The organism is Paenibacillus sp. FW104-T2, assembly GCF_058789975.1.
In genome coordinates this window covers 23,664-29,836 of the sequence record NZ_JBYTCE010000035.1, presented here as the reverse complement: position 1 = coordinate 29,836, position 6,173 = coordinate 23,664, and the positions used below count along the sequence as shown (strand labels likewise).

Annotated in this window: 6 protein-coding genes; 1 reads left to right on the top strand and 5 read right to left on the bottom strand. The window is 47.6% G+C overall.

What is annotated here, in order from left to right; all coding sequences use genetic code 11:
• Positions 1-345 precede the first annotated feature (345 nt).
• The 4 genes from rocF to AC3WQ3_RS27735 form a co-directional block, all read right to left on the bottom strand.
• On the bottom strand, positions 346-1,314 hold the full coding sequence (rocF, locus tag AC3WQ3_RS27750; RefSeq protein WP_492474262.1) for an arginase: 969 nt from the start codon (positions 1,312-1,314) through the stop codon (positions 346-348).
• An 87-nt stretch (positions 1,315-1,401) separates the two neighbouring features.
• Complete coding sequence (locus AC3WQ3_RS27745) at positions 1,402-2,595, bottom strand: ornithine--oxo-acid transaminase (RefSeq protein WP_492474261.1); 1,194 nt, start codon at positions 2,593-2,595, stop codon at positions 1,402-1,404.
• Between the two features lie 125 nt (positions 2,596-2,720).
• Positions 2,721-3,377 carry an amino acid ABC transporter permease gene (locus AC3WQ3_RS27740; protein ID WP_337035822.1) on the bottom strand — a complete coding sequence of 219 codons (657 nt, stop codon included), beginning with the start codon at positions 3,375-3,377 and terminating at the stop codon, positions 2,721-2,723.
• 23 nt (positions 3,378-3,400) lie between these two features.
• On the bottom strand, positions 3,401-4,222 hold the full coding sequence (locus tag AC3WQ3_RS27735) for a transporter substrate-binding domain-containing protein (protein ID WP_492474260.1): 822 nt from the start codon (positions 4,220-4,222) through the stop codon (positions 3,401-3,403).
• A 324-nt stretch (positions 4,223-4,546) separates the two neighbouring features.
• Here AC3WQ3_RS27735 and AC3WQ3_RS27730 point away from each other — a divergent pair, with 324 nt between their 5' ends.
• A complete protein-coding gene (locus tag AC3WQ3_RS27730; RefSeq protein ID WP_127541299.1) occupies positions 4,547-5,191 on the top strand; it encodes a GntR family transcriptional regulator in 645 nt (214 codons plus the stop codon).
• Between the two features lie 112 nt (positions 5,192-5,303).
• Here AC3WQ3_RS27730 and AC3WQ3_RS27725 read toward each other — a convergent pair whose 3' ends face one another.
• Positions 5,304-6,029 (bottom strand): class I SAM-dependent methyltransferase, encoded by a 726-nt coding sequence (locus AC3WQ3_RS27725; protein WP_164764375.1) that lies wholly within the window; start codon positions 6,027-6,029, stop codon positions 5,304-5,306.
• Positions 6,030-6,173 lie beyond the last annotated feature (144 nt).

The following is a 6,173-nucleotide window of genomic DNA, read 5'->3' as shown; positions in this document are numbered from 1 at the left end:
AAGCTTTTCAGTTTGCTTACCGCACCGTGTTTCTCGTGTTTTCTTGGCCGGAATTAGAATATACCATGTACAGTTTTATTATGCAAGTACTTTTTTCAAAAAAGTTAAAAACCACACTCATATCCTTCTACCCCTGTCTTCCACTCTTCTTACCTTCTATATGTAAGATCATATTTCGGCATACTCAATCACGTTCATAAGAGAATAACAAAAAGCCAGACAAGCCTCTCTCCCTACTTCAAGGAAGGTACATTCGAGACTCGGTTCCGGCTCATCATAAAACTCTTTCCTTCTATATAAGAGACTTCTTAGGACCATGCGATATTTCCACTCCACTGAAACTCATTACAATATGCGTTTACCCAGCAGCGACGCAATGAGTTCTACCCCCAGCCTCGCAGTGTGTCTATTATGATCGAATAACGGATTGACCTCCACAAGTTCCATAGAGGTAATACGATTCGTAGAAGCCAGTAACTCCAGTGCAAAATGCGCTTCACGATAGTTCAACCCTCCCGGGACTGGTGTACCCACCCCTGGCGCTTCACGAGGATCAAGGCAATCCATATCGAAGCTAAGATGAATCCCGTCACTTCCCTTTCCTGCCACAGCCACCGCTTGTTCGACAACCCACTGGATTCCCATTCGATCTATATCATGCATTGTGAAGCTTTTGATTCCATGTGCTCTAATCTGCTCTTTCTCATACTCATCAATATCCCGCAACCCAACGTACACCAGATTGGAAGGATTAATAAATGGACCAACCCCAGGGATATGGGATAAATTAAACGTCGAATGTCCCAGTGCCGCAGCCAGACTCATCCCATGCATGTTACCGGACAAACTGCGCTCTTCGGTATTCAGGTCAGCATGTGCATCGAACCAGATTACACCCAAGTTGGAATAATGAGAAGTTAACCCCGCCATAGTACCGATTGCCACGCTGTGGTCTCCTCCGAGAACAAGCGGGAACACGCCCCCTGCTACCACACGCGACACTTCTGTGCACACCCGCTCACTCACCTGGCGCACTTCACGCAAATACTTAGCACGGTTACGCTCAATTTGCGCATCAGCTACCAACGGACAATCCACACGTACTTCCTCCGTCAGAACTAATCCGAGTCTCGCAATCTCCCGCTTCAGCCCAGCTGTAATCAGCTCATCCGGACCTAACTCTGCACCCCCGCGAGCACCCCCGAGGCCAAAAGGAACTTTAATAACAGCCACCTGGCGCTGCTCCTTAGAACTCGACCCTATTTCAATAGCAGCTTCCAGCTTGCCTGCAGTTTCCGTATTATGATTCCCCATACAGATCAGCCCCTTCGCGGCTTATTTCTAAAGCAATGATAGATAATTAGAACCGATCTCACATCCGCCTATCCAGGCTCCCATCCCTTAATCCTTTAAGACCTGTTTAATTCTTTCTATTGCCCAATTGATTTCATCTTCCGTTATGGTAAGAGGGGGTGCAAAACGTATCGTCGTCTCATGCGTTTCCTTGCACAGCAATCCTGCTGTCATTAGTTGCTCGCAATATGGGCGGGCAGGCACATGAAGTTCGACACCTATAAACAACCCTTTTCCTCGTACCTCTTTTACCACTGCACTCCCAATCCCCTTGAGATGTTTCATAAAATAATTCCCTAGACGCTCCGATCGCTCCGCCAGTCGTTCATCTTCCAATACCTGCAGCGCCGCAACAGCCACCGCACAAGCAAGCGGATTACCACCGAAGGTGGAACCATGAGAGCCCGGCTCGAACAAATCAAGGATCTCTGCATCCGCTGCCACAGCCGAGATCGGCATAATCCCTCCACCAAGCGCTTTACCCATGATCCAGAGATCAGGCACTGCCCCTTCCCAATCAGAAGCAAAACGGCGTCCCGTTCGACCGAAACCCGTCTGGATCTCATCCGCCACCGTTAACACCTGCATTTTCTTACATAGTTCAAAAGCTTCCGCAAGATATCCGTCCGGCGGGATAATTATACCTGCCTCACCCTGAATCGGTTCTACCAGAAACGCCGCAGTATTGGGAGTGATCGCTTGCCTCAATGCATCGATGTCCCCATAAGGAATAATTCGAAATCCAGGCGTGAATGGACCAAAGTCCTTTTGGTACGCAGCTGAAGATGAGAAAGACGTGACTGTCAACGTTCTTCCGTGGAAGTTACCGGAGCAGACAATAATTTCAGCTTGATTTTCCGGGACACCTTTACAACGGTAGGCCCATCTGCGCACAGCCTTAACCGCAGTTTCCACCGCTTCAGCACCCGTATTCATTGCAAGAATCTTCGTTTTGCCCGTAAATTGCGAGAGTTTCTGATAAAAAAGGGAGGCTGCACTGCTGTGAAACGCCCGCGAAGTCAACGTAACCCGGTCTGCTTGATCCTTCAGCGCCTGAATAATCACAGGATGCCTGTGTCCATGATTCAACGCCGAGTAGGCACTTAGCATATCCATGTATCGACGGCCTTCAGGATCTTGAACCCAAACCCCCTCGGCTGTCTCAATGACAATCGGGAGCGGATGATAGTTAGGCGCAGCATATTGTTCCGACCATTCCAACCATTTTTGAGAGTCTGACATTACTCCTCAGCACCTCCTGCCGATCTGTATACAAAATACAATATCAATGTATGCTCCGCCTTCTCCATTTACGACCCCTTCACAGCCAATTCCACCATAGCCCTGGTACCGAGGATAAACCTCAATTAACGGGAAGCAGAGAGCCTCCGTTCTACCCAGGCAAGCAGATTAGCCAGTGTAAATGTGATCACAAAATAGAGTGCAGCAGCCACGAGGAGCGGGGCGAGTGGTTGAAAGGTAACACCTTGAACAGCTCTGGCCGTGTAGATAATTTCGGCAATCCCAATCATGGAGACAAGGGAAGAGTCTTTAATAATGATAATGAATTCATTACCGATTGCCGGCAGCATGTTGCGGAACGCCTGAGGCAGTATAATGTAGCGAAGTGTCATGCCATGGGTTAAACCAAGTGAACGAGCAGCTTCCGTCTGACCTTTATCGATCGCCTGGATTCCGGCCCGAAACACTTCCGCCATATAAGCAGAACTATTGATGGTTAGTGCCACAACCCCCGACATAAATGCAGGCAAGTTGATGCCGATCACCGTCAGACCATAGTGAATGATAAGAATTTGCACCAGCATCGGTGTGCCCCGAATGAGTTCAATATAGGCTGATGCCAAAAATTTGATTGGCCACACACGTGATATACGCAAAAGTGCAACCAAAACGCCAAGGATGGTGCCCAGCAGGACGCCAAAGAAAGACAATTCCAACGTTACCCAAGCACTTCTTGCGTAATCCTGCCAATGATCCGATAAAAAAGAAAAATCTAAATTCACGGCATATCCCTCACTCGCCAGGCTTAGTCCCCCACCAACTCATTGGCTTCAATGACGAAACGTTCGATGTCACCGTTACTTTTGAGCTTTTGGAGTGTAGCGTTAATCTGTTTCACCAACTCCTGATTCCCTTTTTTGACGGCAATTGCTGATCCAGCTTCATCTTCAGCTTGTTCAATCTTTATGTCCGACAATTCAAGTCCCTGCTGATTTTTCACATACTGTTCCGCTACCGGCTTCTCCAAAATGAGCGCATCCACGCGGCCAGTCTGCAATTCCAGAATCAACTCAGGGATTTTCGCCAGGGATGTGAGCTTGGCACCATCTATCCCTTGAGCAATCCCTTCTTGAATGGAGCTTTTCTGCACACCGATCTGCTTGCCTGACAGGTCCTTCAGTGAGCCTAACGTACCCCCCTCACCCTCCCGGATAAGCACTGCCTGTTCCGCATAGTAATAGATGTCCGTGAAATCCACGTTTTTCTTCCGCTCTTCGGTCGGGGTTAAGCCCGAGATCACAAAATCCACCTTTTCAGTGTCCAGCGCCATGAGGAGACCGTCAAAATCCATGTCTTCGATTTTTAACTCTGCTCCCATATCCGCTGCAATGGCTTTGGCAATCTCGATATCGAAACCTACTATGGTGTCTTTGCCATCGATGCTCTTATGAAACTCATAGGGTGCGTAATCTGCGCTGGTACCAAGTACAATGACTTCCTTCTCTGTTGCGTCACCTTCAGCGGTCGAAGCTGGAGCCGAAGGATTACCTGTTGTCCGTTCCTGCCCACAAGCCGACATGATTACAACCATCAATGACAGCAACACTGGTAAAAGAATTCTTTTCACAGAGCATACCCCTATTCTTTTTTTGGAATGATACACATTTAAATCTGTATACAATATACATAGTACTATATAAGGAACTTTATGTAAGATATACTAACAAACATTTGCATTTTCAGCAATAACTTTCAACCATTTATGGACTTATATCCCATTGTATGTCATATATCTAACGCTTATATAACATTAAATAGGCATTTAAGTCAGCTTGCCCAACTTCCCCCTCGGTGTTAAGATGATAAAAACTTATAACACCTGAACGGCGCACCACACTTGGGCTCAGCTCACACATCCTATCATTACTATTTACAGAAGGGGGAATTCGGTATGGAAGTACCTAAATACCGTTCCTTGAAAGATCACGTTTACGACTATATCGCCCAGAAGATTCAGGACGGAACATTGCTCCCCAATCAGAAGATTAACGAAGCAGAGATATGCAAAAAGCTGGACATCAGTCGCACTCCGACAAGAGAGGCACTGTTCCAGCTTGCATCAGACAATCTGCTGCAATATATTCCGCGCCGGGGGTTTATTGTTGCTCCTTTTGATTCTGGTAAAAAGCTTGAATTCTCCCAGGCCATCGGGGTACTGGAAGCTCTCGCCGCCACACTCGCAGCAGATCATTTGAGATCATCCGACCTACTTGAGATGGAAGCACTTATCGCAAGAATGGATGAAGACATTGCCCAGCTCGATCTTGCCGCCTATAGTAAAGACCAATATCAATTTCACAACTTGTACATCCGGCGATGTGGCAATTCAACCGTTATTGAAATGTTGGATACATTGAAAAACAGCTTCATTCGCCAGTCGTATGTAAGTGATAACAAATCGAAGTTATCCGGGGTTCTTCAGGAGGTTAACGAGGAACATCGCCAGATTCTTAACGCCTTCCGTACCAACGACAAACCACAATTGGAGTCCCTCCTCAAGCATCACTGGCGAATTATCGACAACGATATGCTGTAATGGCTTCCCGGGCCGCATTCAAACTGCAGTTCAAAAAGGCAACTCACCCTGTGAGTTGCCTTATCCTTTTCTCACACCAATAACTTACGCTTAAGTTCACCTTCATCAGCATTCATCTCTCGTCAGGTGGGACCTTTGCATCAAAAACGGCATAGCCCAACCTTTTACCGTACCTCGCCAGCAATTGGTCATTGGTTTCACTCATGCGCCGGACCTGTTCATCCTCAAACAGAGCCATGTCCAGTTCCCGGTGCGGATCATGATCCACTCCCCATTTCCCCATGGACCGAGAGTGCTCACGAACCAACACGCTGGTAAATCCGCACTTTTTGAGTCGCTTCTTCCATACCGTCATGGTGGCCAGTGTCCTCATTCCATAAAAATGCTTCAACCTGCGGCTCATCAGCTCAGTTTTCCGTCCGCACAAAATCATCTCCCTGTCAATCAAACGCCCTCCTGGTTTCAAAACCCGTTTATATTCGGAGAGCGCAGCGTGCCAGCGAGTAAATATCGTAACCGACTCTACAAACACCACATCAAATTGATGATCCGGAAATGGTAACGCAGTGACATCCGCCTGAATAAAACGAATATCCAGCCGTTCACGTCTTGCTCTTCTGACCGCTTTCTCCAGCATCTGACGGTGAAGATCAATCGCCGTCACCCGATACCCATTTCGCGCGAGATAACAAGCCGTCCTCCCTGTACCACATCCTACTTCCAATACTCGCCCCCGTTCAGGAAGAGACAAGGAATCGATTAATTCCACTGTCGCCGTGAATCCGCCAGGATGCGCACTCCCTTCACCGAGCTTAGCCAGTAAATCATGATAATCCAATGTTTCCAGCCCCCTTCCCTCCCTCCAGTGTATGGAGCAATGGCAAAAGCGGCACATCCCTATACATTTTCCGGGTACTCGTCCATACCAATTCACTCTCTTTTTACTATGATATACAAACCGTTGATTCCAAGCGGCAAACCG